At 59.4% G+C, this 24,949-nt stretch carries 23 protein-coding genes and 4 tRNA genes; 19 read left to right on the top strand and 8 right to left on the bottom strand.

The window, feature by feature from the left end; translation table 11 throughout:
* From AB7M26_RS26590 to AB7M26_RS26550, 9 genes are all read left to right on the top strand, one after another.
* Nucleotides 1-1,461, top strand: a complete 1,461-nt coding sequence (locus tag AB7M26_RS26590; protein ID WP_123496663.1) for a cobyric acid synthase — start codon at nt 1-3, stop codon at nt 1,459-1,461.
* 147 nt (nt 1,462-1,608) lie between these two features.
* Complete coding sequence (gene cobU / locus AB7M26_RS26585) at nt 1,609-2,142, top strand: bifunctional adenosylcobinamide kinase/adenosylcobinamide-phosphate guanylyltransferase (protein WP_123496171.1); 534 nt, start codon at nt 1,609-1,611, stop codon at nt 2,140-2,142.
* The gene (cobT, locus tag AB7M26_RS26580) at nt 2,139-3,194 is read left to right on the top strand and encodes a nicotinate-nucleotide--dimethylbenzimidazole phosphoribosyltransferase (RefSeq protein ID WP_123496173.1); all 1,056 of its coding nucleotides are present in this window, start codon (nt 2,139-2,141) and stop codon (nt 3,192-3,194) included. The genes cobU and cobT overlap by 4 nt, the downstream gene beginning before the upstream one ends.
* On the top strand, nt 3,191-3,766 hold the full coding sequence (cobC, locus tag AB7M26_RS26575) for an alpha-ribazole phosphatase family protein (protein WP_123496175.1): 576 nt from the start codon (nt 3,191-3,193) through the stop codon (nt 3,764-3,766). The genes cobT and cobC overlap by 4 nt, the downstream gene beginning before the upstream one ends.
* 2 nt (nt 3,767-3,768) lie before the next feature.
* A complete protein-coding gene (locus tag AB7M26_RS26570; protein ID WP_123496177.1) occupies nt 3,769-4,500 on the top strand; it encodes an adenosylcobinamide-GDP ribazoletransferase in 732 nt (243 codons plus the stop codon).
* An 89-nt stretch (nt 4,501-4,589) separates the two neighbouring features.
* Nucleotides 4,590-4,994, top strand: a complete 405-nt coding sequence (locus AB7M26_RS26565; RefSeq protein WP_095051845.1) for a MarR family winged helix-turn-helix transcriptional regulator — start codon at nt 4,590-4,592, stop codon at nt 4,992-4,994.
* Nucleotides 4,995-5,046: 52 nt separating this feature from the next.
* Nucleotides 5,047-6,255 carry an MFS transporter gene (locus AB7M26_RS26560; protein ID WP_008013905.1) on the top strand — a complete coding sequence of 403 codons (1,209 nt, stop codon included), beginning with the start codon at nt 5,047-5,049 and terminating at the stop codon, nt 6,253-6,255.
* The gene (locus AB7M26_RS26555; protein ID WP_008071541.1) at nt 6,252-6,374 is read left to right on the top strand and encodes a hypothetical protein; all 123 of its coding nucleotides are present in this window, start codon (nt 6,252-6,254) and stop codon (nt 6,372-6,374) included. The genes AB7M26_RS26560 and AB7M26_RS26555 overlap by 4 nt, the downstream gene beginning before the upstream one ends.
* A gap of 56 nt (nt 6,375-6,430) precedes the next feature.
* Complete coding sequence (locus AB7M26_RS26550) at nt 6,431-6,982, top strand: glutathione peroxidase (protein WP_123496179.1); 552 nt, start codon at nt 6,431-6,433, stop codon at nt 6,980-6,982.
* 83 nt (nt 6,983-7,065) lie between these two features.
* Here AB7M26_RS26550 and AB7M26_RS26545 read toward each other — a convergent pair whose 3' ends face one another.
* The 3 genes from AB7M26_RS26545 to AB7M26_RS26535 form a co-directional block, all read right to left on the bottom strand.
* Entirely contained in the window at nt 7,066-8,334 is a 1,269-nt protein-coding gene (locus AB7M26_RS26545; RefSeq protein WP_123496181.1) for an OmpP1/FadL family transporter, read from the bottom strand.
* Nucleotides 8,335-8,480: 146 nt separating this feature from the next.
* Nucleotides 8,481-8,963, bottom strand: coding sequence for a hypothetical protein (locus tag AB7M26_RS26540; protein ID WP_007898914.1), 483 nt, complete (start codon nt 8,961-8,963; stop codon nt 8,481-8,483).
* Nucleotides 8,964-9,235: 272 nt separating this feature from the next.
* Nucleotides 9,236-9,460: a hypothetical protein gene (locus AB7M26_RS26535; RefSeq protein WP_007898912.1), complete on the bottom strand. Its 225-nt coding sequence runs from the start codon at nt 9,458-9,460 to the stop codon at nt 9,236-9,238.
* A gap of 980 nt (nt 9,461-10,440) precedes the next feature.
* On the opposite strand from AB7M26_RS26535, the gene AB7M26_RS26530 reads away from it, so the two are divergent.
* Together AB7M26_RS26530 and rmuC are read left to right on the top strand one after the other, a co-directional pair.
* Nucleotides 10,441-10,764, top strand: a complete 324-nt coding sequence (locus AB7M26_RS26530; protein WP_123496183.1) for an SEL1-like repeat protein — start codon at nt 10,441-10,443, stop codon at nt 10,762-10,764.
* A gap of 175 nt (nt 10,765-10,939) precedes the next feature.
* Nucleotides 10,940-12,304: a DNA recombination protein RmuC gene (rmuC, locus tag AB7M26_RS26525; protein ID WP_162830921.1), complete on the top strand. Its 1,365-nt coding sequence runs from the start codon at nt 10,940-10,942 to the stop codon at nt 12,302-12,304.
* Between the two features lie 111 nt (nt 12,305-12,415).
* Here the strand turns inward: rmuC and AB7M26_RS26520 are convergent, their stop codons facing one another.
* Entirely contained in the window at nt 12,416-15,886 is a 3,471-nt protein-coding gene (locus AB7M26_RS26520) for a hybrid sensor histidine kinase/response regulator (RefSeq protein ID WP_123496188.1), read from the bottom strand.
* A gap of 248 nt (nt 15,887-16,134) precedes the next feature.
* Entirely contained in the window at nt 16,135-16,674 is a 540-nt protein-coding gene (locus AB7M26_RS26515) for a TetR/AcrR family transcriptional regulator (protein WP_123496190.1), read from the bottom strand.
* Between the two features lie 91 nt (nt 16,675-16,765).
* Between AB7M26_RS26515 and AB7M26_RS26510 the strand changes: the two genes are divergently transcribed.
* The 4 genes from AB7M26_RS26510 (at nt 16,766) to AB7M26_RS26495 (ending at nt 21,556) form a co-directional block, all read left to right on the top strand.
* Complete coding sequence (locus AB7M26_RS26510; protein WP_123496192.1) at nt 16,766-17,959, top strand: MFS transporter; 1,194 nt, start codon at nt 16,766-16,768, stop codon at nt 17,957-17,959.
* A gap of 42 nt (nt 17,960-18,001) precedes the next feature.
* Nucleotides 18,002-18,313 (top strand): cupin domain-containing protein, encoded by a 312-nt coding sequence (locus AB7M26_RS26505; RefSeq protein WP_123496194.1) that lies wholly within the window; start codon nt 18,002-18,004, stop codon nt 18,311-18,313.
* A gap of 104 nt (nt 18,314-18,417) precedes the next feature.
* Nucleotides 18,418-19,569, top strand: coding sequence for a TDT family transporter (locus AB7M26_RS26500; protein WP_123496196.1), 1,152 nt, complete (start codon nt 18,418-18,420; stop codon nt 19,567-19,569).
* A gap of 112 nt (nt 19,570-19,681) precedes the next feature.
* Complete coding sequence (locus tag AB7M26_RS26495; RefSeq protein WP_123496198.1) at nt 19,682-21,556, top strand: MFS transporter; 1,875 nt, start codon at nt 19,682-19,684, stop codon at nt 21,554-21,556.
* Between the two features lie 106 nt (nt 21,557-21,662).
* Here AB7M26_RS26495 and sugE read toward each other — a convergent pair whose 3' ends face one another.
* The 3 genes from sugE to rdgC all read right to left on the bottom strand — a co-directional run bounded on the left by sugE (nt 21,663) and on the right by rdgC (nt 24,126).
* The gene (sugE, locus tag AB7M26_RS26490) at nt 21,663-21,977 is read right to left on the bottom strand and encodes a quaternary ammonium compound efflux SMR transporter SugE (protein ID WP_008071553.1); all 315 of its coding nucleotides are present in this window, start codon (nt 21,975-21,977) and stop codon (nt 21,663-21,665) included.
* A 119-nt stretch (nt 21,978-22,096) separates the two neighbouring features.
* Nucleotides 22,097-23,062 (bottom strand): bile acid:sodium symporter family protein, encoded by a 966-nt coding sequence (locus tag AB7M26_RS26485; RefSeq protein ID WP_007898902.1) that lies wholly within the window; start codon nt 23,060-23,062, stop codon nt 22,097-22,099.
* Between the two features lie 143 nt (nt 23,063-23,205).
* Nucleotides 23,206-24,126, bottom strand: coding sequence for a recombination-associated protein RdgC (rdgC, locus tag AB7M26_RS26480; protein WP_123496202.1), 921 nt, complete (start codon nt 24,124-24,126; stop codon nt 23,206-23,208).
* A 160-nt stretch (nt 24,127-24,286) separates the two neighbouring features.
* Here rdgC and AB7M26_RS26475 point away from each other — a divergent pair.
* From AB7M26_RS26475 to AB7M26_RS26460, 4 genes are all read left to right on the top strand, one after another.
* Nucleotides 24,287-24,362: transfer RNA gene (locus tag AB7M26_RS26475), tRNA-Val, on the top strand.
* 18 nt (nt 24,363-24,380) lie between these two features.
* Nucleotides 24,381-24,457 (top strand) — tRNA-Asp (locus AB7M26_RS26470).
* 187 nt (nt 24,458-24,644) lie between these two features.
* Nucleotides 24,645-24,720, top strand: a tRNA-Val gene (locus tag AB7M26_RS26465).
* 19 nt (nt 24,721-24,739) lie between these two features.
* Nucleotides 24,740-24,816 (top strand) — tRNA-Asp (locus tag AB7M26_RS26460).
* The last annotated feature ends 133 nt before the right edge of the window (nt 24,817-24,949 follow it).

The following is a 24,949-nucleotide window of genomic DNA, read 5'->3' as shown; positions in this document are numbered from 1 at the left end:
ATGGTGCAGGGCGCGACTTTGATGGTGCAGGGCACTACATCGGACGCCGGTAAAAGCACACTGGTGACGGCGCTATGCCGCTGGGTTGCGCGCCAGGGTGTCAGCGTCGTGCCGTTCAAGCCGCAGAACATGGCTCTCAACAGCGCGGTGACCGCTGACGGTGGCGAGATTGGTCGCGCTCAAGCGGTGCAGGCCCAGGCCGCCAACCTTGAACCGCACACCGACATGAACCCGGTGCTGCTCAAGCCCAATAGCGATACCGGCGCCCAAGTGATCATTCATGGTCGCGCGGTCACCACCATGAATGCTGTCGCCTATCACGACTACAAAGCCATCGCCATGCAAGCGGTACTGGCCTCCCATGAGCGGTTGAGTGCGGCGTATCCGGTGGTGATGGTCGAAGGGGCGGGTTCGCCGGCAGAGATCAACCTGCGGGCCGGCGACATCGCCAACATGGGTTTTGCCGAGGCGGTGGACTGCCCGGTGGTGCTGATCGCCGACATCAATCGCGGTGGAGTTTTCGCGCATTTGGTCGGTACGCTGGAGCTGCTGTCCCCCAGCGAACAGGCAAGGGTCAAAGGCTTCATCATCAACCGGTTTCGCGGCGACATCGCCTTGCTGCAACCAGGCCTCGATTGGCTGGAGGCGCGCACTGGCAAACCGGTGATTGGCGTTTTGCCTTATGTGATGGACCTGCATCTTGAGGCCGAGGATGGTCTCGATCAGCGGCAGACCGACAAGGCCGATCAGGTACTCAACGTGGTGGTGCCGGTACTGCCGCGCATCAGCAACCACACCGATTTCGATCCGTTGCGCCTGCATCCGCAAGTGGACCTGCAATTCATCGGCCTCGGTCAGGCGATTCCGCCGGCCGACCTGATCATTCTTCCTGGCTCGAAAAGCGTGCGCAGTGACCTCGCATACTTGCGAGCCAACGGTTGGGACACGGCGATCTCGCGGCACTTGCGCTACGGCGGAAAAGTGCTGGGGATCTGCGGCGGTCTGCAAATGCTCGGCGAGCACGTGCACGACCCGCTGGGCCTTGAAGGCGCGCCGGGTTCCAGTGCCGGCTTGGGCTTGCTGGCGTTCGAAACGCAGCTCGAAGAAGAGAAGCAGTTGCGCAATGTGCGTGGGCGCCTGGCGCTGGAAGATGCGCAGGTCAGCGGCTATGAAATTCATGCCGGCGTGACCACCGGGGCGGCGCTGGAAAATGCCGCGGTGAAGCTCGACGATGGTCGCTGCGATGGCGCGCAAAGTGTCGATGGGCAGATATTCGGCACGTACCTGCATGGCCTGTTCGAGTCACCGGCGGCGTGCAGTGCGTTGTTGCGCTGGGCCGGTTTGCAGGATGTGCAGGAAGTGGATTACCACGCCTTGCGCGAGCGTGACATCGAACGGCTGGCGGATCTGGTGGAGATGCATCTGGATACCGGGTTGTTGCGGGAGCTCTGTGGGTTTTGAGGTGGTTGCACAGGCCCCATCGCGGGCAAGCCCGCTCCCACAGGTTTCGTGGGTAGACAAAAATCTGTGAACAGCCTCGATCCTTGTGGGAGCGGGCTTGCCCGCGATGAGGCCCGTCCCGACACCGAAGATTTTAAGGAATAAACCATGCTGCAACTGATCCTCGGCGGCGCCCGTTCCGGCAAAAGCCGTCTGGCTGAAAAACTGGCGACAGACAGTCAGCTCCAAGTCACTTATATAGCCACCTACATCGCCACCAGCCAATCTCAAGACGGTGAAATGAACGAACGGGTGGCCCATCACCGCGCCCGTCGTCCGGCCGAATGGGCATTGATCGAAGAACCGCTGGAGCTCGCCCGTGTGCTGCGCGAAAACGCCAGTGCCGATCGTTGCTTGCTGGTGGATTGCCTGACGTTGTGGCTAACCAATCTGCTGATGCTCGACGATGCCGAGCGCTTGTCGGCCGAACGCGAAGCCCTGCTGGAATGCCTGGCGTCATTGCCGGGTGAAATCATTTTTGTCAGCAACGAGACCGGCATGGGTGTCGTGCCGTTGGGCGAATTGACTCGCCGCTATGTCGATGAAGCCGGTTGGCTGCATCAAGCCTTGGCCGAGCGCTGTCAGCGAGTCGTCCTGACCGTCGCCGGTCTGCCCCTGACTTTGAAAGGAACTGCGTTATGACTCATGCCTGGTGGCTGAACCCGTGCAAGCCCATCGACGCTCAAACGGTCGAACAGGCGCAGGCGCGTCAACAGCAACTGACCAAACCTGCCGGCTCACTCGGCCGGCTCGAATCGGTGGCGGTGCAACTGGCCGGATTGCAGGGGCAGGTCAAGCCGACGCTCGATCAGCTGTGGATTGCGATTTTTGCCGGTGACCATGGTGTGGTTGCTGAAGGCGTGTCGGCGTTTCCTCAGGAAGTCACCGGGCAGATGCTGCACAACTTTGTCAGCGGCGGCGCGGCGATCAGCGTGTTGGCTCGGCAGTTGGGGGTTTCCCTGGAAGTGGTCGACCTCGGCACCGTGACGCCGTCGTTGAACCTGCCGGGTGTGCGTCACCTGAACATCGGCCCGGGCACGGCGAATTTCGTTCAGGGGCCGGCGATGACTCAGGCTCAGGGTGAACTCGCTTTGCAGGCCGGCCGCGACAGTGTGCAGCGCGCCATCGCAGCCGGCGCGCAGTTGTTCATCGGTGGCGAAATGGGCATCGGCAACACCACCGCGGCTAGCGCGTTGGCCTGTGCGTTGCTCGATTGCCCGGTGGTGCATCTGGCTGGCCCGGGTACTGGATTGAACGCGGCGGGTGTCAGCCATAAAGCCCAAGTCATTGAATGTGCCTTGGTGTTGCATGGCGCTCAGCGTGGAGATGCGCTGCAAACTTTGTTCAACCTCGGCGGTTTCGAAATCGCTGCGCTGGTCGGCGCGTACCTGGCCTGTGCTCAGGAAGGTATCGCGGTGTTGGTCGACGGGTTTATTTGCAGCGTCGCCGCGCTGGTGGCGGTGCGTTTGAATCCGGCCTGCCGTGAGTGGTTACTGTTCGGTCATCGCGGCGCCGAGCCAGGCCATCGCCATGTGCTCGAAACCCTGAACGCCGAACCGTTGCTGGACCTTGGCCTGCGACTGGGCGAGGGCAGTGGTGCGGCATTGGCCGTGCCATTGTTGCGTCTGGCCTGCGACCTGCACGGGCAGATGGCGACGTTCGCCGAAGCCGCAGTGGCGGATCGCCCGGCATGACCTTGCGCCTGGACCTGTTGCGCCATGGCGAAACCGAACTCGGCGGCGGTTTGCGCGGCAGCCTCGACGATGCGCTGACCGGCAAGGGTTGGGCGCAGATGCGCGCCGCGGTGATCGAGCAGGGGCCCTGGGATCGACTGGTCAGTTCGCCGTTGCAGCGTTGCGCGCGCTTTGCGCAAGAGCTTGGGGCGCAACTGGGGTTGCCGGTGCAACTGGATAAGGATCTGCAAGAACTACACTTCGGCGCCTGGGAAGGGCAGAGCGCCGCGGCGTTGATGGAAACCAGTGCCGAGGCGTTGGGCTTGTTCTGGGCCGATCCTTATTCGTTCACGCCGCCAGACGGTGAGCCGGTGGCGGACTTTTCTGCGCGAGTGTTGGCGGCCATCGAACGGCTGCACACGGCCTATGCCGGTGAGCGGATCTTGCTGATCAGCCATGGCGGCGTCATGCGTTTGTTGCTGGCTCAAGCGCGCGGATTGCCGCGTGAGCAGTTGCTCAACGTTGAAGTCGGCCACGGCGCGTTGTTCTCGTTGTCGGTCGAACCCGGCGTCTTGTTAAGGGAAGCGATCTGATCATGTTGCCGTTCTGGATCGCCCTGCAATTTTTGAGCAGCCTACCAATTCGTTTGCCGGGTATGCCGACGCCAGAGGAACTGGGCCGGTCGCTGCTGTTTTATCCGCTGGTCGGTTTGCTGTTTGGCGTGATTCTGTGGGGGCTGAACTGGCTATTGCTGGGCACGCCATTATTGCTTCACGCCGCACTGCTGCTCAGTGTTTGGGTCGTGCTCAGCGGCGCGTTGCACCTGGATGGCCTGGCCGATAGCGCCGATGCGTGGCTCGGGGGTTACGGCGACCGTGAACGCACCTTGACCATCATGAAAGACCCGCGCAGCGGGCCGATCGCCGTGGTGACGCTGGTGCTGGTGTTGCTGCTCAAGTTCGCCGCGTTGCTGGCGTTGATCGAGCAACAGCACAGCGTGGCCCTGATCATCGTTCCACTGCTTGGCCGCAGCGCGTTACTGGGCTTATTCCTCTCCACTCCTTACGTGCGTCCCGGTGGATTGGGGCAGGCGCTGGCCGATCATCTGCCGCGTTTGGCCGGCAAACAGGTGTTGGTGATCAGTGCGGTGGCCTGTGTGCTGATGGCTGGCCTCAGCGCCGTATGGGCGCTTGCACTGGCGGCAGCGGTGTTTGTCTGGTTGCGGCAAGTGATGGTGCGACGATTGGGCGGGACGACGGGCGATACGGCGGGGGCGTTGCTGGAATTGCTGGAGGTGGCGGTACTGGTGGGGCTTGCACTGCTCTGAGCCCCTGTAGGAGCGGGCAAGCCTCGCTCCTACAGGTAATATGTATCGAAAGATTTGCTTTCATTTAACCGCGGGTATATACACGCACTATGCTTCCTTCTCAATGTTTGTGCACTAACCTGCGTCGCGCCGCTCGTGGCGTCAGCAGGCATTACGACGGCGCCCTCGACGGCTTCGGGATTAACGTTGCCCAGTATTCTCTGCTGTGCAATCTGCAGCGTCTGGATCAGCCAAGCATCTCGTCCCTGGCCGAAGCCATGGGCCTGGATCGCAGCACTCTCGGGCGTAATCTGCGGGTGCTGGAGGGCGAAGGTCTGGTGACGCTGGTTGAAGGCGAGGACATGCGCAATCGCATCGTCCTGCTCACCGAGACAGGCCGCGAACGCCTGGCGGCGGCGTTGCCAGCCTGGGAAGCGGCGCAGCAGCGGTTGATCGATCGCCTGGGTGCCGAGAAGCGTGAAATTTTGCTGAAGTTGCTGGATGAACTGGCTTGAGGCCAGTTTGTTCGATCTTAAGCGGGTATATACCCGCTACCGGAGAACAAGAATGACATCGATGTGGCGTACATGCGGTTGGGTTCTGTTGGGGAGTGCGCTGATTCTGGCGTTGTCATTGGGTGTGCGACACGGCTTCGGGCTGTTTTTGGCACCCATGAGTGCCGAGTTCGGCTGGGGTCGCGAAGTGTTTGCCTTCGCCATTGCTTTGCAGAACCTGATCTGGGGCCTGGCCCAGCCATTCACCGGCGCACTGGCCGACCGCTTTGGCGCTGCGAAGGTGGTGTTGATCGGTGGTGTTCTGTACGCCCTGGGTCTGGTGTTCATGGGGCTGTCCGATTCGGCGGTGACCTTGTCCTTGAGCGCGGGGCTGTTGATCGGTATCGGCCTGTCAGGCACCTCGTTTTCGGTGATCCTCGGCGTGGTCGGTCGTGCCGTGCCACCGGAAAAACGCAGCATGGGCATGGGGATCGCCAGCGCCGCCGGTTCTTTCGGTCAATTCGCCATGTTGCCCGGCACGCTGGGGTTGATCGGCTGGCTTGGCTGGTCTGCGGCATTGCTGGTGTTGGGTCTGGTGGTGGCGCTGATCGTGCCGCTGGTGAGCATGCTCAAGGACAAGCCGCTGCCGGTTCTCGGACACGAGCAAACCCTCTCTGAAGCGCTGCGCGAAGCCTGTTCCCATTCAGGATTCTGGCTGTTGGCGTTCGGTTTTTTTGTCTGCGGTTTTCAAGTGGTGTTCATCGGCGTGCACTTGCCGGCTTATCTGGTGGACCAACACTTGCCAGCCTCCGTCGGCACCACGGTGCTGGCGCTGATTGGTCTGTTCAATATTTTCGGTACTTATACGGCGGGTTGGCTTGGCGGGCGGATGTCCAAGCCGCGCTTGCTCACTGGTTTGTATCTGTTGCGGGCGGTGGTGATTGTGCTGTTCCTCTGGGCGCCGGTCACTCAGGTCACGGCTTATCTGTTCGGCATGGCGATGGGGTTTCTCTGGTTGTCTACGGTGCCCTTGACCAATGGCACGGTGGCGACCTTGTTCGGTGTACGAAATTTGTCCATGCTCGGTGGGATCGTTTTCCTCTTCCATCAGCTCGGCTCGTTCCTCGGCGGCTGGTTGGGTGGGGTGGTGTATGACCGAACCGGGAGCTACGACTTGATCTGGCAAGTGGCGATTCTCTTGAGTCTGGTGGCCGCAGCTCTGAACTGGCCGGTGCGCGAGCAGCCGGTGGCGCGTCTGCAAACCCGGATGAGTGCTGCATGAACAGTCTCTGGCCGCAGATGGCTGCTATCGGCGTCGGCATATTGTTACTGGCCTTGGCATGGTGGGGCTGGCATCAGGGTGGCCTGGCATTGATGCAGCTGGGCATGGGTGCTTGCTAGCGAGCGGCGAAGGCGAGTAATTTCGTTTTCTGACGATTGTTCAAGGATGCACCGACATGCTGATGCGCTGGCTTGCAGTTCCCGCATTGTTGATGGCTTTTACCGGGCTGGCCCAGGCGGCAGAATGCCCGGAGTTGCTACAAGGCTCTTTGCCCAAGCTGCGCGCCAAGGAATCCATCGATCTGTGCCAGCGCTTTGCCGGCAAGCCGCTGGTGGTGGTCAATACCGCGAGTTTCTGTGGCTTCGCTCCGCAATTCAAAGGCCTTGAGGCACTGTATCAGCGTTACAAGGATCAAGGGCTTGAGGTGGTGGGTGTTCCATCCAATGACTTCAAGCAAGAGTCCAAGGATGGCGAAGAGACTGCCAAAGTCTGTTACGTGAACTACGGCGTCACCTTCACCATGACCGAGCCACAGAAGGTCCGCGGCGATGACGCAACGCATTTGTTCAAGGTTCTCGCTGAACAAAGCAGTTCGCCGAAGTGGAATTTCTACAAGTACGTGGTCGATCGCCAGGGCAAGGTGATCGCCAATTTCTCCAGCCTGACCAAGCCGGATAATCCCGAGTTCATCGAGGCGGTGGAGAAAGCCCTCGCATCGAAACCCTGATCGACGCGCACTAAAAAGCCCCGCCTCTGTACAAGAGCGCGGGGCTTTTTCAATTCAGGCGGCGAGGGAGTCGCCGTGAATCATCAGAAACGGTATGTTGCGCCAACACCGAAACCGTTCGCATAGTTTTCATACTCTGCGCTGTAGTTCTGACGGCCGTTGCTGTTGTTGACCTTGACCGACTCTTCGCGCAGGTACGAGTACGCTACGTCGATGGTCAGGTCGTCGGTCGGGCTCCAGCCGGCGCCCAGGCTGAAAATCTTGCGATCGCCAGTCGGAATGCGCGGGGAACGGTTTTCGTTATTGGTCGGTGCCTGGTCAACGGACAGGCCGGTACGCAGAACCCATTGTTTGTTCAACTGGTACGAAGCGCCGATGGCGTGCGCCCAGGTGTCGTGCCAGTTCTGTTCTTCGGTGATGGTACCGAACTGGCCATTGAGGAGGGCCGGAACGCCTTTGTTTTCGACGGTGATTTCTTTCAGGCGGCTCCAGCGAGTCCAGGTGCTACCTGCGTAGAGCGTCCACTGATCATCCAGTTGATGAGTGACCGAGAAGTCGACCGACTCAGGCGTGGTGATATCCAGAGACGCATCGTACTTCTGGTTCGGGTTCTGACCAACGGCACCGAGGAGGTTGTAATTGACCTTGGTGTCGCCTTCGAGCTTGTACTTCACTTTCGAGTGGTAGGTCAGGCCGACGCGCGTGCTGTCGGTGGCTTGAACCAGCACGCCGATGTTGTAGCCCAGCGCGATGTCGTCACCCTTGATCTTGACCTTGCCGTCCGGTGCGGCCTGAGTGATCGACAGGTTCGATTCCAGGGTGCCGGCAATGTGGTTGATGGTCGGACCAAAACCGATCGACACCTTGTCGTTGAAGGCGTAGCTGACGGTTGGCTGAAGAGTCACGATTTTGACTTCGCTCTTGCTGCCGAAGTATTTGCCGGCGAAGCCGTTCTCGTAGTCGGTCACCAGGCCGAATGGAGCGTAGACGCCGAAACCGAATGCCCACTGGTCATCGATTGGCTTTACGTAGTAGCCCATGGGCACACCCATGAAAGGGACCATATCACCTTTGTTGGTGCCACTATTCGGACTGGAACTCGCATCACTGATATCAGCGTGCGCGTCGATAAATGCAACACCACCGGTTACTTGTTCGCGCTTGAGGCGAGACATGCCGGCAGGGTTACCAAAAACCGTAGATGCGTCGTCGGCAGATGAAGATCGCCCGGCAAAACCTGTCCCCATCCCGCTGATGCTTTGTTCGTTGAGTGCGAAGCCACTTGCGAAGAGTTGGGTGGATGCCATGGCAACGGCGAGGCTAATGGTGGTTTTGAGCATTACTTTTTTCATTATTAGAATTCCTGGTGATCACCGGGGCGGAAATTACCAAGATTTTCGTCTGGGCGCTATAGCCTGTAACGCTTGAGTTAGAGCGGTTTTGTAGGACAATCCGACCAAAATCGCTACCTGTTGTGCGATTTTCGGAAATGGGTGGATCAGCAGGCGACCTGATTCAACGATGAAACACAGGTCTGCCACGCGTAGGTGAAATCTCGCAGGCGACCTTGGGGCTGGAAAGTCTGGCGCCAGATTCGGGCCATTCCCAACAAGTCATCGGAGGCGGGGAGGGGAGTGTTCTGTTCTTCTACCAGCAGCCAGGCGATGGCAGTGGCGTAACGCAGGTTGACGGTCAATTCCAGATGCGGCCCGCTGAGAAAAGCATGCTGGCTGGCAAGGCCGCGGACCAGGCTTGCCCGATCCGGGTCCAGGGCCAGATAGTGATCCCAAAGGGCCTGGTGGCGGGGTTCGGTGATTCGGTACAGGCCGTGTCCACGGCGGTCATGCAGGGCTGAACCAAGGGCTGACTGACTGGCGGCGATGCCCAGTAGCAGGGATTCGGCAGTTGCGCTATGGCGTCCGAGGTAGATCAACGTCGGACGGATCACATAACGACACAGTTCGCTGGCAGCGATTCCCATAAAGCCCTCGAAACATGAGGTGGTCGGCGATACCTGAAGGGCCTTGGCAGCAGTGGATCGATTCAGGCTCGCCGCAAGCGGATCAAGCCGCTTGAGTTGAAGTGTAGTGTCATTATTTCGCTGTAAAGGACTGTTTTTAAAATATTTCCGGCTTCGAGTTATAACCGTTATATCGGTTGGTGCTTAGCCGCAGGTCACGAAATGAGAAATATCGGGCAATAAAAAGCCCCGCTTTTCAGCAGGGCTTTTGAGTTTTCAGCTTTTCTGGCGTCTCAGGCAACCAGTGCCTGGCGAGTACGCTCGATCACAGCCTGCAGCGGTTCTGCGCTGGAGTATTGATCAGGGTACAGGCGTTCGCTATGACGAGCGATGCCGTGTTCGTTGACCAGAGTGAAGCTGAAGCAGCCTTTGCGAGCGGCCATAATCAGGCAGTTCATTGGAGCAAAAGCGTTGGTTAGGGTGCGAATGGCATCCTGAGTGTGGATTTGAGTGGACATATTGGTGTTCCTACAAGCGACACGGATAAGAACCGTGCAAAGTTAAAACGTTCCAGTGACGACGACCACCATTGGTCGAACGAAGAACCCGACTGGAACAAAGCAGCCAGTTTGAAGCGCTGATAAATTGGCGCGCTTGGGCTGGCAGGTAGGTACTTAGGAGGGCAGGCAACACATCAAGGGCAAAGGTTCTGGGCCCGGGGTGAAGATCCTGATCAATTTGCAGGCTGGTTCGGTCAGAGTAAGTGAGCTTGGCAACACCCTTTGCTTTCGATTCAAAGGCTGTGTTGGCGCAAGATTTATCTGGAAACCATCGAGGTGGTCGATCCCGTTTTGTCGGTGGAGGCTTCTCTTAGGGAAGGCTGACCGGGGGATTTGTTCGACCAGAATTGACTTTCAGCTTGGTACTAACGCCGCGGATACTAACGGATTGAACTGCAGAAGGGAAGGCTGTTTGTAAAAAAGCGCTGAAGTGCCTGTCGGCAAGTCTTGATTGAGCTATCAAAGAGCAGGCCCGTGCCCCGCAATAGCCCAGAACCCGACCGTTGATCCGAGCGAACGAGCGAGTCAGGATCGACCGGCGGCACGGGTTGCTCGGGTTTATCCCCAGACGCTACCGAAAAGCGCGCCGAAAAAGCGCATCGATATAACCGCCTCACAGGGACTTGTGCACATAAATTGCGCGAACTGTCATCCCACTGTCATCCTCGCCTCAACGGGAGTGGGTGCCTGTAATGAAAATTTAAGTCAATGAAAAACATCGCTTTTTTTTACTGGTGAAAAAATCGTCAGTTTGACTGCGAGCCCCACGCCACACGGCTTTGCGCGAGTTCAAAGGCGGTTGTCCACTGAGTTATCCACAGCTTCTGTGGATTGTCCCAAGCGCTTGCTCTAGGACGGGCGTGCAGGCTTTTTTCGACTTTACCTGTACGAAAAAAAGAGTAGAGTGGCGCGCCTTCCGATCTGCCCTACAGTGCTTTATGAAGTTTCGCTCAGTATCAATCTCTGCTGCTTCCACCCCTCCCAGTGTTACCCCACCCAAGCGCTTTTCAATGCGTGTGGCCGAGTGGCTACTCGACAGCCCGCGCCTGGGCGAAAACTCCAACATCAAACACTTCGCCGGACGCTTGCTTAAGCAGCCTGCCCGTGAAGGCGTCGTGGCCGCGCAAAGCCGTCTCGGCCAGCTAATGTGCCGCGAATGCGGAAACGCCCGGGATCGCCGCATTGGCCAGGAGCTCCTGCGTCAGGCCGCGCGTGCGGGCGACCGACGTGCGCAGCAGGAACTGGGCCTGAGCGAAGACTGAGCTGTCCAAGACCTGACGCCTTGGTTAACCTTCACGCTTTATCGAATCGGCAGGAGTGGCTATGGCGATGGACTTGACCAGCGCATTGCTGGGGCTGGCGGGCGCCGGGTTGCCGTTACTGGTACTGGCCTGGCAACTTCAGCGTCGGGCGAGTGCGGGGCAGGCCGAGCTGGCGTTGCTGGAAGAACGTCTTGCCATTGCCCAACTGACGCAGGACGGCTTGAATGCCCAGCTTGATACTTGCCGTGATGAAATCGCTGACCTGAGCCAGGCCAATGCCGCCAAACAGGCCGATCTGGCCGCGGTGCGCCGTGAAGTCGAACTGCTGCAGATCGAACGCGACGACGCCCGCGACGCATCTCACGCCTGGAACATCGAACGCGCCGGTAAAGAGGCTGAGTTGCGTCGCCTCGACGCGCAGGCCGCCTCCCTCAATGCCGAGCTGCGTGAGCAGCAGGAAAGCCATCAGCAGCGCCTCAACGACCTTCAAGGCTCGCGAGACGAGTTGCGCGCGCAATTCGCCGAGCTGGCGGGCAAGATCTTCGACGAGCGCGAGCAGCGTTTTGCCGAAACCAGTCAGCAGCGTTTGGGGCAGTTGCTCGATCCGTTGAAGGAGCGCATTCAGTCGTTCGAAAAGCGCGTTGAGGAAAGCTATCAGGCCGAAGCCCGCGAGCGTTTTTCCCTGGCCAAGGAACTGGAGCGGCTGCAACAGCTGAACCTGCGCCTGAGCGATGAAGCCACCAACCTGACGCGGGCCTTGAAAGGGCAGAAAACCCAAGGCAACTGGGGCGAACTGATTCTCGAGCGGGTGCTTGAGCACGCGGGTCTGGAGAAGGGGCGAGAGTATCAGACCCAGGTCAATCTCAAGGGGCCGGACGGTGAGCGTTTCCAGCCGGATGTGATTATTTACCTGCCCGGCGACAAGCAGGTCGTGGTCGATTCCAAAGTCAGCCTCACAGCCTATCAGCAATACGTGGCGGCCGAGGACGATGCCATCGGCCAGATCGCCATCAAGCAGCATGTGCTGTCCCTGCGCACTCACGTCAAAGGCTTGGCCGGCAAGGATTACAAGCGGCTCGACGGCTTGCACAGTCTGGATTTCGTTCTGCTTTTCGTCCCGATCGAAGCGGCGTTTTCTGCGGCGTTGCAGGCTGAGCCGACGCTGTTTCAGGAGGCATTCGACCGCAATATCGTGATCGTCAGCCCAACCACGCTGCTGGCCACTTTGCGGGTCATCGATAGCTTGTGGAAGCAGGAGCGCCAGAGCCAGAACGCTCGGGAAATCGCCGAGCGCGCCGGTTGGCTGTACGACAAGTTCGTGTTGTTCATTCAGGATCTGGATGAAGTCGGCAATCGCCTGCAGCAACTGGACAAAGCCTACAGCTCTGCACGCAATAAGCTGACGGAAGGCCGCGGCAACCTGGTCAGCCGCAGCGAGCAGCTCAAGTTGCTCGGGGCGCGAGCCAGCAAGAGCTTGCCGGCGGACCTGCTGGAGCGAGCGATGACGGATGTCGATGGCTTGGCCGAGTTACCCGAATAAAGAACAAAAGATCGCAGCCTTCGGCAGCTCCTACAGGGTGTACGCCGACCCAATGCAGGCGCTGCCGAAGGCTGCGATTTTTTGAAGGCGACACAGACCTCAATCATCACCCTACAACGGCAAATGCCGACTCAACAACGCCCGCAACGCCGCCGGTTTCACCGGTTTGGCCAGGTAATCCAGGCCCGCTGCATGCACCTGGGCCACCGTCTCCGGCCGTCCATCGGCACTGATCACCACCCCAGGCACCGGCTCGCCCAGTTGCGTGCGTAACCAGGCCATCAACTCGGTCCCGGTTTCGCCATCGTCCAGGTGGTAATCCACCAGCGCCAGTTGCGGGCGCATCCCATCGCCGAGCAGCGTCGCGCATTCCTCACGGTTGCGCGCGGTCCAGACCTGGCAACCCCAGCGCGTCAGCAAACTGTTCATGCCGATCAGGATGCTGTCTTCGTTATCGATACACAGCACCTGCGCGCCGCTGAGCAAATGGCCATTGAGTTCGGCCACTTTGGCCGGCGTCGCGGCTTGTACCCGAGCCAGCGGTACGCTGACACTGAACACACTGCCGCGGCCCGGCCAGGAACGCACGCGCAAGGTGTGACCCAACACGCGACACAGCCCATCGGCAATCGCCAGGCCCAGGCCCAGACCTTTCTCGGCCCGGGTCTGGTGGCTGTCGAGGCGTTTGAATTCTTCGAAAATCACCTGCAGTTTGTCTTCTGGAATACCCGGTCCACGGTCCCAGACCTCAAGGCATAGCTCGCCGTTGCGCCGCCGAACGCCGAGCAGCACCGGCCCTTTGGCGTAGCGGAAGGCGTTGGTCAGGAAGTTCTGCAAAATCCGTCGCAGCAATTTGATGTCACTGTCGACCCGTAACGCGCTGCCCCTGACGCGAAATTTCAGCCCCTGTTCCTGCGCCAGAGCCTTGAACTCGGCGCCCAGCGTATGGAACAGCTCATTGAGCTCGAAGGGCTTGCGATCAGGGTTGATCTTGCCGTTTTCCAGGCGGGAAATGTCCAGCAGGTCACTGATTAGGTCCTCGGCCGAGCGTAGCGAACTGTCCAGATGATGAACCAGCTTGCGGGCTTCACTGGATAAATTTTCTTCCTGGTGGGAGAGGGCGGCAGAGAACAGCCGCGCAGCGTTCAGCGGTTGCATCAAGTCATGGCTGACGGCGGCCAGGAAACGGGTTTTCGACTGGTTCGCCGATTCGGCGGTGCCCTTGGCTTCGGTCAGGGCAACGTTGAGTTGTGACAGTTCGTGGGTCCGTTCGATGACCCGTTGCTCGAGGCCTTCGTTCGCTTCGGTCAGCGCCTGTTCGGCCTCGCGGAACGCGGTGATGTCGGTGAAACTCATGACGAAACCGCCGCCGGGCATCGGGTTACCGATCAGCTCGATCACTCGACCATTGGGGAACAACCGTTCGGAGGTATGGGCCCGGCCCTGACGCATCCAGTGCAAGCGACGGGCGACGTGCACTTGCGCTTCGCCGGGGCCGCACAGACCGCGCTCGGCGTTGTAGCGAATGATGTCGGCAATCGGCCGGCCAACGCTGATCAAACCGTCGGGGTAATTGAACAGTTCAAGGTAGCGCCGGTTCCAGGCCACCAGTTTCAACGACTGGTCGACCACGCTGATACCCTGGGTGATGTTCTCGATGGCGCCTTGCAGCAAGGCGCGGTTGAACTGCAGCACTTCCGAGGTTTCGTCGGCGATCCGCACGACATCCTCGAGCTGCATTTCCCGGCCTTCGATGGCGGCTTTTACCACCGCCCGGGTCGAAGATGCGCCGAGTACGCCGGCCAGCAAGCGTTCGGTATGGGCGATCCATTCACCGTCAGCATTCTGGTTCGGGTTGAAGCCTTTGCCCTGACGGTAGGCGAAACGGATGAAACTCTGACGAGCGCGTTCTTCGCCGACAAAACGGGCAGCCAGTTGCAGCAAGTCGTTGATCTGTACTGCCAGCATTGAGCGGGCGTTGGGTCGCGCGCTGATTTCCTGGCCGATGAAGCGGCCGGCCTGCCAGTGCTCCGAAACCCGCGTGCGTGACAGTAGCGAGACCCAGGTGAACAAGGTGAAGTTGCCCGCCAGGGACAGCACCACGCCTTGGGTCAGCGGCGTGATCGGCAAGTTCAACGGGTTGCCTTGCAGCCAGGCCAGGCCTGGAAAACTGCTCAAGGGCAAGCCAAGACTGTTGGCGGCGATCGGCAACACCAACGTGTAGAACCAGAGGAACGTGCCGGCGGCCAGCCCGGCAAACACCCCACGACGGTTAGCCTGTTTCCAGTACAGCGCGCCAAGCATGGCCGGGGCCAGTTGAGTCACGGCGGCGAAGGCGATCTGGCCGATGGTTGCCAGGCTCGCGGTGGAGCCCAGCAGTCGATAACTGACGTAGGCCAACAGCAGAATGACCACGATGCTCACCCGGCGCGCCGAAAGCATCCACTGGCGGAACACTTCAAATGGGCGCTCGGCGTTGTTACGTCGCAGCAACCACGGCAGCAACAGGTCGTTGGAGAGCATGGTCGACAGCGCCACGCTGGCCACGATCACCATACCGGTCGCCGCCGAAGCGCCGCCGATAAACGCCAGCATCGCCAGGGCAGGGTGAGATTGGGCCAGAGGCAGGCTGATGACGAATGAGTCCGGCAGCACCGAGCTGGGCAGTAACATCTGACCGGCCAGCGCGATCGGCACGACAAACAGCGCCGCCAGCGCCAGATAGGCCGGGAACACCCACTTGGCCAAGCGCAGGTCCTGGGGGTCGATGTTTTCCACGACGGTCACATGGAACTGCCGGGGCAGGCAGATGATCGCCATCATCGCCACGCCGGTTTGCACCACCATGGACGGCCAGTTGATGGTTTCTTTCCAGTACGCTTCGAGGCGCGGGGCGAGCATGGCCTGGTCGAACAGGTCGTCGAAACCGTCGTACAGGCCGTAGGTCACGAACGCGCCGACTGCGAGAAAAGCGAACAGCTTGACCAGCGACTCAAAAGCAATCGCCAGCACCATGCCGCGGTGGTGTTCCGTGGCGTCGAGGTTGCGGGTACCGAAAACGATGGTGAACAGGGCCAGTACCAGGGAGACGATCAGCGCCGTGTCTTGCGCGCGCGTGCCCATGGCGTCGGCACCGGCGCCAATCAGCAGGTTCACGCCCAGCACGATGCCCTTGAGCTGCAAGGCGATGTACGGCAGCACGCCGACCAGACAGATCAATGCCACCACCACCGCCAGCGACTGGGATTTGCCGTAACGAGCGGCGATGAAGTCGGCGATGGAGGTGATGTTCTCCTGCTTGCTGATCATCACCATTTTCTGCAGAACCCACGGCGCGCACACCAGCAGCAGGATCGGTCCGAGGTAGATCGGCAGGAATGACCAGAGTTGTTCGGCCGCCTGGCCCACGGCACCAAAGAATGTCCAACTGGTGCAATAAACGGCCAGCGACAGGCTGTACACCCAGGCACGCACCCGTGGCGGCAACGGCGTGCTGCGCCGATCACCGTAAAAGGCGATAGCGAACAGGATGGCCATATAGGCCAGGGCGACGGTGGCGATCAGCCCGATGGACAGCGACATGGGAACTCCAGACAAAAGACATCCGGGACGCCCGCCCGGTCAGGACAGTCTCGCATGACCGCTTGAGTTAGTCAGTGTCGACCAAGGTCGTGACGTGGCGGGGTGTCGCAGGTTGGGAGCCGTCAGATCTTTGATGCCTGTGCAGGCTTCATCGCGAGCAGGCTCGCTCCCACATTGGATCTATGCCGGTCACAATTTATGTGTCCACTGAAGATCAACTGTGGGAGCGAGCCTGCTCGCGATGGCGGTTACTGATTCAGCGCAATATCAATCAACCGATACAACTCTTCAACCTCCAGCGCCTGCGCTGAAAACAAAATGCGAAACACCGTCGGCGCCACCACCATATTGATCAGCCGATCGACACTCGGCTTCGGCTGATCGGGATAGCGATCCAGAATCGTCTGCAACTGCCCACCAATGATCGTCACGCAATAGCCCGGTGTGGCGCTGGATTGTACGTCGCGCATCATGTTGCGCCCGGGTTCGGAACTCATCTCGTCCAGATACTGCTCCGCCCAGGCCCGCACATCACCGCGCAGGTTGCCGGTATTGGCCGGTTCGCTGTCGGGGCGCATGCGGGCGAGGGCGACGTCGGCCAGCAGCACCGACAGATCACCCCAGCGCCGGTAAATGGTCGACGGTGTCACCCCGGCCCGTGCAGCGATTTGCGGCACCGTCACGCTGGCGCGATCCTGTTCTTCGAGGAGTGCGCGGACTGCCGAATGAATCGACTCTTGGACCCTGGCGCTACGACCACCTGGGCGTAAACCTTCTTTAATAGCCATACGGCGGACCTTAACACAAAGAATTTGCTTTAAGCGTTAGTCGGTAGCACACTCCGAAAAAGCAAAAAGTTAGCTTTTGCGGAGTGTGCCTATGTCCCGTCTCACGTCAAACCGTTCCAGCCTGTGGTTTCTGGCGATCACCTTACTCAGTTTTCTCGCCGCTTCCACCGCGCCAACGCCGTTGTATCACTTGTATCAAGAACACCTGCGGTTCTCGGCAGCGACCCTGACCCTGATTTTCGGCGTCTACGCCCTCAGCTTGCTGGCGGCGCTGCTCACGGTCGGTTCGCTCTCGGATTATCTGGGGCGCAAACCGGTGATTTTTACCGCCGTATTGCTGAACATGCTGGCGATGTTGCTGTTTATCAACGCCGACAGCGTTGCCTGGCTGATCAGTGCGCGGGTCCTGCAGGGTTTTGCCACGGGCATGGCCACCGCCGTTTTAAGTGCGGCGCTGCTGGACACTGACCGTCAGCAAGGGCCGATGGTCAACAGCGTCGCGCCGTTGCTGGGCATGGCGCTGGGTGCCATGGGCTGCGGCGTGTTGGCCGAGTTTGCGCCGCTGCCGCTGCGATTGACCTATTGGGTGCTGTTCGCGCTGTTTGGGATGCAAGCGTTGTATGTCTGGCGCCTGCCGGAAAGCGTCACTCGACAACCGGGTGCCTGGGCCTCGCTGCGCCCGACCTTGCATGTGCCGATTCAGGCACGGCGTATGCTGTGGCGGGTGTTGCCGATAGATCTAGCGGTTTGGGCGCTCGGTGGTTTTTTCGCTTCCCTGGCGCCGTCTCTGGTGCGGACCGCCACTGGGTCCACCTCGAATCTGATTGGTGGGGCTACGGTGGCCGTGTTGACAGTGACCGGTGCATTGATGATCTACACCTTGCGCAATCGGCCGGCCGACAAAGTCTTGCTGTTGGGCGCGAGCCTGCTGCCTGCGGGCGTTGCGCTGATTCTGCTAGCGGTAAACAGCGCCAGCCTGCCGTTGTTTTTCTTCGGCACTCTGGTGGCGGGTGGCGGTTTTGGCGCGGGTTTCCTGGGTGCCCTGCGAAGCATCGTGCCGCTGGCCTTGCCTCATGAGCGGGCGGGTTTGATGTCGGCGTTTTACGCACTCAGTTACCTGGCTTTCTGTTTGCCGTCGTTACTGGCCGGCAGTCTGACGCGGACCTTTGGCCTGGTGGCAACCACCGATGGTTATGGTGCGGTGCTGATCATACTGTCGCTCGGTGCGCTGGTCGGGTTGATGCGTGAGCAGTCCGTCAAAGTCTGTGGCGTCGATGTTCGATGACCGTTAGCCTTGGCACTGCCATTCATTTCGACGGACCGACCCATGAAGATCATCCGCAGCAAATCCTTCACTGGTGACCGCGCCTGGGCGGCGCTGGACATTGCCAATATGAATGGCATCACCACTCGTTTGCACTGGACCGATCAGCCCTATAAGTGGCATATCAACGACGGTCAGGAAGTGTTCGTGGTGCTCGATGGGCAGGTGCAGATGCGTTATCGCGAAGAAGGCCAGGAGAAGGAAACGCTACTCGAAGTCGGCGATATCTTTTATGCCTCGGTGGGCACCGAGCATGTGGCTCATCCGCTGGGTGTGGCGCGGATATTGGTGATCGAGACTGAAGGCAGCGTCTGATGTGTATCTGCAAAACAGATAACAGTTAGAGATATTACCCGTTATATCGATATTCTATTCGGATCTACCATGAGCTCCACCTCACGAGAGGACAGGAGTTCACTATGAGCTGTACCCATAGCGTTAAACCCGGTATCAAACCACTCAGTCATTTGCAGCACCCTCGAGAAGCCATCCGCCAATTCACCCCCAACTGGTTCGCAGCGACCATGGGCACGGGTGTATTGGCGCTCGCGCTTGCGCAATTGCCGGTGGCGAATCCCGGTCTGCATGCGTTTGCCGAAGGCCTGTGGCTGTTCAACATTGTCCTGTTTGTCATGTTCACGGCCATGTATGCCGCGCGTTGGGTCATGTTCTTCGACGAGGCGCGGCGGATTTTCGGGCACTCCACGGTTTCGATGTTTTTCGGCACCATTCCCATGGGCCTTGCGACCCTCATCAATGGCTTTCTGCTGTTCGGTTTGCCGCGCTGGGGTGACGGTGTGATTCCTGTCGCCGAAGTGCTGTGGTGGCTGGACGTGGCGATGTCGCTGGCCTGCGGCGTATTGATTCCCTACATGATGTTCACCCGTCAGGAGCACAGCATCGACCAGATGACTGCGGTCTGGCTGTTGCCAGTGGTGGCGGCGGAAGTGGCGGCGGTCAGCGGCGGCTTGCTGGCGCCGCATCTGGCCGATGCTCATTCACAACTGGTGGTGCTGGTGACCAGCTACGTGCTCTGGGCCTTTTCCCTGCCGGTGGCGTTCAGCATCCTGACCATCCTGTTGCTGCGCATGGCGTTGCATAAATTGCCCCACGAGAACATGGCCGCCTCGAGCTGGCTGGCCCTGGGGCCGATTGGCACCGGTGCGCTGGGCATGTTGCTGTTGGGGGCCGACGCGCCAGCGATCTTTGCCGCCAACGGTTTGCCGGGTATCGGCGAGATCGCCGCAGGGCTTGGCTTGGTGGCCGGCATCACGCTGTGGGGCTTCGGGCTCTGGTGGATGCTGATTGCGCTGTTGATCACTGTGCGTTACTTGCGCGCCGGTATCCCGTTCAACCTCGGCTGGTGGGGCTTCACTTTCCCGTTGGGCGTCTATTCTTTGGCGACGTTGAACCTGGCGAGCACGTTGCATCTGACGTTTTTCAGTGTCTTTGGCTGTGTACTGGTGGCGTTGTTGGCGGTGATGTGGCTGATTGTTGCCAAACGCACGGTGCAGGGCGCATGGCGAGGTGAGTTGTTTGTTTCGCCGTGCATTGCAGGATTAAACAAATAACCGGCAAAGATTGGGTAATCTGTGGCCTGGATCGACGCTCGACATTCCAATAACAATTGCCACGCCACTTTTTATCCAACATCAGCTACCCAACATCAGGGACACATGGAAGATGAGTCACCCCTCGCAGTTCACCTTGCTTCGCACCCGGCGCTTCCTGCCGTTTTTTGTCACGCAGTCCCTGGGTGCCTTCAACGACAACATTTTCAAGCAGTCGTTGATCCTCGCCATTTTGTACCGGCTGACCATCGAGGGTGACCGATCGATCTGGGTCAACCTGTGTGCGTTGCTGTTTATCTTGCCGTTTTTCCTGTTCTCGGCTCTGGCGGGGCAGTTCGGGGAAAAGTTTGCCAAGGACGCGCTGATCCGTCTGATCAAGCTCGGGGAAATTGTCATCATGGCGGTGGGCGCGGTCGGTTTCATGTTCGATCATTTGTCGCTGATGCTGGTCGCGTTGTTTGCCATGGGCACCCACTCGGCGCTGTTCGGGCCGGTGAAGTACTCGATCCTGCCGCAGGCGTTGCGCGAAGAGGAGTTGGTGGGCGGCAATGGTCTGGTGGAAATGGGCACCTTCCTGGCGATTCTCGCCGGGACCATTGGCGCCGGGATCATGATGTCGGCCAGCAACTACGCGCCGGTCGTGTCCACGGCAATCATCGGTATCGCCGTGCTTGGTTACCTGGCCAGCCGCAGCATTCCCCGGGCTGCCGCGGCATCGCCGGAAATGCGTTTGAACTGGAACATTTTCAGCCAGTCCTGGGCTACCTTGAAGTTGGGCCTGGGGCAAACCCCGGCAGTATCGCGTTCGATCGTCGGCAACTCATGGTTCTGGTTTGTCGGGGCGATTTATCTGACGCAGATCCCGGCGTATGCCAAGGAATGGATGCACGGCGACGAGACTGTGGTGACGCTGATTCTTACCGTGTTCTCGGTCGGTATCGCACTGGGTTCGATGCTCTGCGAGAAACTCTCCGGGCGCAAAGTCGAGATCGGTCTGGTGCCGTTTGGCTCATTCGGTCTGACGGTGTTTGGCCTGTTGCTGTGGTGGCATTCCGGCGCGATTCCAGACAGCGTTGCCGGTCATGGCTGGATCGAAGTCCTGGGGTTTGGTCACGCCTGGCTGGTGTTGATCGACATCCTCGGGCTTGGGGTCTTCGGCGGTTTCTACATCGTGCCACTGTATGCGCTGATCCAGTCGCGTACTGTCGAGAACGAACGGGCGCGAGTGATCGCCGCCAACAACATTCTTAACGCCCTGTTCATGGTGGTGTCGGCGATTGTGTCGATCGTCTTGCTGAGCATCGCCAAGCTGTCGATTCCGCAGCTATTCCTGGTGGTGTCGCTGCTGAACATTGGCGTCAATGCTTACATCTTCAAGATCGTCCCCGAGTTCAGCATGCGCTTCATGATCTGGCTGCTCGGCCATTCCATGTACCGCGTTGAGCATCGCAATCTGGAGCTGATTCCCGATGAAGGCGCGGCATTGCTGGTTTGCAACCATGTGTCGTTCGTCGATGCGTTGCTGATAGGCGGCGCGGTGCGTCGGCCGATTCGCTTTGTGATGTACTACAAAATCTACAATCTGCCGGTGCTGAACTTCATCTTCCGCACGGCGGGGACGATTCCGATTGCCGGGCGCCAGGAAGACATTCATATCTACGAAAAAGCCTTCACCCGCATCGCTCAGTATCTGAAGGACGGTGAGCTGGTGTGCATTTTCCCTGAAGGCAAGTTGACCGCCGATGGCGAGATCAACGAGTTCAAGGGCGGGCTGACGCGGATTCTCGAAGAAACGCCGGTGCCGGTGATTCCGCTGGCATTGCAGGGGTTGTGGGGGAGTTTCTTCAGCCGTGATCCGGACAAGGGCGTGTTTCGTCGACTGTGGTCGCGGGTGACCCTGGTGGCGGGCCCGGCGGTGGCCGTTGAAGCGGCTGAACCGGCGACATTGCAAGGGTTGGTGGGGGAATTGCGTGGGGCCGTCAGGTAGTCGTTGAGCGGGCGGGCCTCTTCGCGGGCAAGCCTCGCTCCTACAGGTTGAGGACACACCACCAACCCCTGTAGGAGCGAGGCTTGCCCGCGAAGACAGTAGAGGCCTAAGCGCTAACCTTGAGCCCAACCAACCCGGCAATGATCAACGCCACACTGGCCAGCCGAAACAGCGCCATGGATTCACCAAACAGAATGATCCCGGCGATCACCGTGCCCACCGCACCCACGCCAGTCCAGATCGCATAGGCCGTGCCCAGCGGCAATTCCTTCATGGCAAGGCCCAGCAGGCCAAGGCTGATCGCCATGGCCGCGATGGTCAGTGCGGTAGGAAGAGGGCGGCTGAAACCGTCGGTGTATTTCAGGCCGACGGCCCAGCCGACTTCGAACAGGCCGGCGAGAAACAGAATGATCCAGGACATCAGAGACCTCCATCGATGGATGGGGTCGTCCCCGGATTAATGATTCGATCGAGCCGCGAGGTCGTCCCCGCGTTGCGCAATAGAGTGCCCATCATTAATCCGAGGATCAAGTTTGCGGCTTAATCCGCCGCCTGCTGAGCAGCGATTTGCCGGTCTTCCTTCTCGCTCATACGACGGAAATACGTCGAGAGCAGTGCTCCGGAAATGTTGTGCCAGACGCTGAACAGCGCGCTTGGCACCGCTGCCAGCGGCGAGAAGTGCGCACTGGCCAGGGCCGCGCCCAAGCCGGAGTTCTGCATGCCGACTTCCAGCGCCAGGGATTTGCGCTGGGCCAGTGGCAGGTTGAACAGGCGCCCGGTGAAGTAACCCAACAAGTAGCCGAAGCTGTTGTGCAACATCACCACGGCCATGATCAGCAGGCCGGATTCGGCAATCTTCGCCTGGCTGGCAGCCACCACGGCAGTGACGATGATCACGATGCTCACCACCGACACCAGTGGCAACACGTCTACCGCGTGACGAACCCGATCACCGAGTACGCGCTGGGCAACCACGCCGAGCACGATCGGCAGCAGCACGACTTGCAGGATCGACCAGAACAGCTCCATGAACGACACCGGCAACCAGGCCGAAGCCAGTAGCCAGATCAGCGCTGGCGTCAGCAGCGGAGCGAGGAGGGTAGTGACGGCGGCAATGGCCACCGACAACGCCAGATCGCCACGCGCCAGCCAGGTCATCACGTTCGAGGAGGTGCCGCTTGGGCAGCAGCCGACCAGAATCACTCCGACGGCGATCTCTGGCGGCAGGTGGAAAACCTGGCAGAGTAACCACGCCACACCGGGCATGATCACGAAATGAGCGACCACGCCCAGCGCCACGCGCCACGGATGGCGAGCGACTTCGGCGAAGTCTTCAAGCTTGAGGGTCAGGCCCATGCCGAACATCACCAGACCCAGCAGCGGTACGATGGCGCCTTTCAAGCCGATGAACCAGGTCGGTTGCACAAACGCCACGACGGCGAAAATCAGTACCCAGTAAGCGAAGGTGTTGCCGACAAAACGACTCAATGCAGCCAGTGCGCGCATGGCCTGATCCTTGTTTAAGTAGCACCACAAAACCAATGTGGGAGCGAGCCTGCTCGCGATGAGGGGCTGACATTCAACAATGATGTTGACTGAAACTCCGCTATCGCGAGCAGGCTCGCTCCCACAGTAGGCATCAAACGTCTTTAGATGCCCTGCGGCATCTCTTCACCACCCAACGCCTCAACCATCGACGGCAGGAAGTCGCCGAAGGTCAGCATCATTAGCGTGAAGCTGGCGTCCAGTTGGCCCAGGGCTTCGTCGCCACCGTCCTGTTCTGCCTGATCTTGCAGCAGGTCTTCGAACTTCAGGCGCTTGACCACCATTTTGTCGTCAAGCACGAACGACAGTTTGTCCTGCCAGGCCAGCGACAGTTGAGTGACCACTTTGCCGGTGCTCAGGTGCAGCTGGATTTCTTCGCTGGTCAGGTCCTGACGCTTGCAGCGCACGATGCCGCCGTCTTCGTGTGTGTCGCGCAGTTCGCACTCGTCCAGCACGAAGAAATCATTCGCCGCTTTCTGGGTGGTGACCCACTCGGTCATGGTGGCGGTCGGCGACATTTTCACCGTCAGCGGACGCACTGGCAGCGAGCCGATCACTTCGCGCAGGGTAGACAGCAGGTCTTCGGCACGTTTCGGACTGGCCGAGTTAACCAGGATCAGGCCCTGTTTCGGCGCGATGGCGGCGAAGGTCGACGAGCGGCGGATAAAGGCGCGGGGCAGGAAGGCCTGGATGATTTCATCCTTGATCTGATCGCGTTCCTTTTTGTAGACCTTGCGCATTTGTTCGGCTTCGATCTCTTCGACCTTTTCCTTCACCGCATCACGCACGACGCTGCCCGGCAGAATGCGTTCTTCCTTACGGGCGGCGATCAGCAAGAAGTCGCCGCTGATGTGCACCAGCGGCGCGTCTTCGCCCTTGCCGAATGGCGCGACGAAACCGTAGGTGGTCAACTCCTGGCTTGCACATGGACGCGCCAGTTTGGTGGCCAGTGCAGTTTCCAACGCCTCGGCATCAAAAGGCAGATCTTGGGTCAGGCGATAGATAAGCAGGTTTTTGAACCACATGGGGTGAGTCTCTCCTTTATACAAAGGGGGGCATTATTGTCCTCCGTGTGCCATAGGCCAACCCTTCTCTAAGCCTTTGGAAGGCCTGAGAAAATTAATTAAAAAAGTGCTTGCCAGAGGTTGGGTCGCTCCGTAGAATGCGCGCCACACCGAAAGTGAAGGGTGATTAGCTCAGCTGGGAGAGCGTCTGCCTTACAAGCAGAATGTCGGCGGTTCGATCCCGTCATCACCCACCATTCGCTTTAGTGTTACGCGCAGCGGTAGTTCAGTCGGTTAGAATACCGGCCTGTCACGCCGGGGGTCGCGGGTTCGAGTCCCGTCCGCTGCGCCATATTCGGTAACCTGGAACGCTGAACGCCAGGTCACCACGGAAAAACCCGCTAACGCGGGTTTTTTTCTGTCTGAAGTTCCTGCAGGGTGTGTCGTTTTACCGGTTTTCAGTTTTTTTTGATTTTTTATCAATTAAATCAACACTTTATGAAAATCTGTGGCACAATGCGCCCCGCAACGAAGGTAAAGGGTGATTAGCTCAGCTGGGAGAGCGTCTGCCTTACAAGCAGAATGTCGGCGGTTCGATCCCGTCATCACCCACCACTTACTTTCAACGCTACGCGCAGCGGTAGTTCAGTCGGTTAGAATACCGGCCTGTCACGCCGGGGGTCGCGGGTTCGAGTCCCGTCCGCTGCGCCATATTCGGTATCTGGAACACTGAACGCCAGATCACCACAGAAAGCCCGCTTAATGCGGGCTTTTTGCTGTCTGGGATTTGGCTTTGTAGCGGATTCACTGAAAAAGCGACCTGTTCGGGCAGCGCCCGTCAGTT

The sequence above is a fragment of the Pseudomonas sp. F-14 TE3482 genome, assembly GCF_053629455.1.
The sequence above is the reverse complement of the archived record's forward strand: the minus strand, read 5'-3'. Positions and strand labels throughout refer to the sequence as shown.

What these genes read in the sequence shown, in the direction of transcription:
- AB7M26_RS26540 (WP_007898914.1), bottom strand. Translation starts at nt 8,963, where the DNA reads ATGGGAATCGCTGCCAGCGAACTGTGTCGTTATGTGATCCGTCCGACG.
- AB7M26_RS26555 (WP_008071541.1), top strand. Translation starts at nt 6,252, where the DNA reads ATGAACAGTCTCTGGCCGCAGATGGCTGCTATCGGCGTCGGCATATTG.
- AB7M26_RS26505 (WP_123496194.1), top strand. Translation starts at nt 18,002, where the DNA reads ATGAAGATCATCCGCAGCAAATCCTTCACTGGTGACCGCGCCTGGGCG.
- AB7M26_RS26535 (WP_007898912.1), bottom strand. Translation starts at nt 9,460, where the DNA reads ATGTCCACTCAAATCCACACTCAGGATGCCATTCGCACCCTAACCAAC.
- AB7M26_RS26560 (WP_008013905.1), top strand. Translation starts at nt 5,047, where the DNA reads ATGACATCGATGTGGCGTACATGCGGTTGGGTTCTGTTGGGGAGTGCG.
- AB7M26_RS26515 (WP_123496190.1), bottom strand. Translation starts at nt 16,674, where the DNA reads ATGGCTATTAAAGAAGGTTTACGCCCAGGTGGTCGTAGCGCCAGGGTC.
- cobC (WP_123496175.1), top strand. Translation starts at nt 3,191, where the DNA reads ATGACCTTGCGCCTGGACCTGTTGCGCCATGGCGAAACCGAACTCGGC.
- sugE (WP_008071553.1), bottom strand. Translation starts at nt 21,977, where the DNA reads ATGTCCTGGATCATTCTGTTTCTCGCCGGCCTGTTCGAAGTCGGCTGG.
- AB7M26_RS26570 (WP_123496177.1), top strand. Translation starts at nt 3,769, where the DNA reads ATGTTGCCGTTCTGGATCGCCCTGCAATTTTTGAGCAGCCTACCAATT.
- cobU (WP_123496171.1), top strand. Translation starts at nt 1,609, where the DNA reads ATGCTGCAACTGATCCTCGGCGGCGCCCGTTCCGGCAAAAGCCGTCTG.
- AB7M26_RS26500 (WP_123496196.1), top strand. Translation starts at nt 18,418, where the DNA reads ATGAGCTGTACCCATAGCGTTAAACCCGGTATCAAACCACTCAGTCAT.
- AB7M26_RS26520 (WP_123496188.1), bottom strand. Translation starts at nt 15,886, where the DNA reads ATGTCGCTGTCCATCGGGCTGATCGCCACCGTCGCCCTGGCCTATATG.
- AB7M26_RS26530 (WP_123496183.1), top strand. Translation starts at nt 10,441, where the DNA reads ATGAAGTTTCGCTCAGTATCAATCTCTGCTGCTTCCACCCCTCCCAGT.
- AB7M26_RS26545 (WP_123496181.1), bottom strand. Translation starts at nt 8,334, where the DNA reads ATGAAAAAAGTAATGCTCAAAACCACCATTAGCCTCGCCGTTGCCATG.
- cobT (WP_123496173.1), top strand. Translation starts at nt 2,139, where the DNA reads ATGACTCATGCCTGGTGGCTGAACCCGTGCAAGCCCATCGACGCTCAA.
- AB7M26_RS26565 (WP_095051845.1), top strand. Translation starts at nt 4,590, where the DNA reads ATGCTTCCTTCTCAATGTTTGTGCACTAACCTGCGTCGCGCCGCTCGT.
- rdgC (WP_123496202.1), bottom strand. Translation starts at nt 24,126, where the DNA reads ATGTGGTTCAAAAACCTGCTTATCTATCGCCTGACCCAAGATCTGCCT.
- AB7M26_RS26495 (WP_123496198.1), top strand. Translation starts at nt 19,682, where the DNA reads ATGAGTCACCCCTCGCAGTTCACCTTGCTTCGCACCCGGCGCTTCCTG.
- AB7M26_RS26550 (WP_123496179.1), top strand. Translation starts at nt 6,431, where the DNA reads ATGCTGATGCGCTGGCTTGCAGTTCCCGCATTGTTGATGGCTTTTACC.
- AB7M26_RS26510 (WP_123496192.1), top strand. Translation starts at nt 16,766, where the DNA reads ATGTCCCGTCTCACGTCAAACCGTTCCAGCCTGTGGTTTCTGGCGATC.
- AB7M26_RS26485 (WP_007898902.1), bottom strand. Translation starts at nt 23,062, where the DNA reads ATGCGCGCACTGGCTGCATTGAGTCGTTTTGTCGGCAACACCTTCGCT.
- AB7M26_RS26590 (WP_123496663.1), top strand. Translation starts at nt 1, where the DNA reads ATGGTGCAGGGCGCGACTTTGATGGTGCAGGGCACTACATCGGACGCC.